1 protein-coding gene is annotated in these 728 nt (G+C 42.4%); it reads left to right on the top strand.

What is annotated here, in order from left to right; translation table 11 throughout:
• Positions 1-717 (top strand): baseplate J/gp47 family protein (locus ACFIK6_RS10130; protein WP_375677618.1); only part of this gene is annotated, 717 nt, incomplete at its 5' end.
• Positions 718-728: the final 11 nt, after the last annotated feature.

Below are 728 nucleotides of genomic sequence, written 5' to 3'. Positions count from 1 at the left end.
GAAAGTGATCCGGCTGTAAAAGTCATTGAGGCTTTTAGCTATCGAGAGTTGCTTTTAAGACAGCGTATTAACGAAGCAGCACGCAACAACATTCTTGATTTTGCAACCGGTGAATCTCTTGACGCTTTGGGAAACTGGCATGGTCTTGCCCGCATGGAGGGTGAAAGTGATGAGAGATATCGTGAACGCATAGAGCTTCATGCCCGTGGTGGCAATGGGAGCGGGACAGAGCCCTATTACAAGCTTATAGCCTTAACAGCCGATAGTCGTGTTAAGGATGCGATTGTTTATCGGAAAGGCAAAGACCCAACCATCTATGTTGCTCTTTTTGGCAACAATGAAGAAGGAACGGCCTCTGAAGATCTCATACAAACAGTTTCAGAAGCTCTTCACAAAAAAAATATCATCATGACCAATGATACAATCATTGTTCACGCTGCTGTTAAAAAAGTGCTGGATTTAGAAGCAGATGTTTGGCTGTTACCAGAAACATCTTTGAAAATTCTCACAACAATGAAAACAAATTTAAGAGCAGCATGGAGACAAGAACAAGCCATTGGTCGTGAATTAAGTTTGTCGTGGTGGATTTCGAAACTCATGATTTTTGGTATCCAAAAAGTGATCGCCATTGCACCAACAAGGGACAGTACGGTTTGTGATGAAGAAGTTTTATCGATTGGAAAAATCACCTTAAACTTCAAAGGGCGTGCGCGCTAATGGTTGGTTCC

The sequence above is a fragment of the Bartonella sp. AS69XJJH genome, assembly GCF_042195585.1.
Lineage (GTDB): Bacteria > Pseudomonadota > Alphaproteobacteria > Rhizobiales > Rhizobiaceae > Bartonella.
This window is presented reverse-complemented; position numbering and strand designations above follow the sequence as displayed.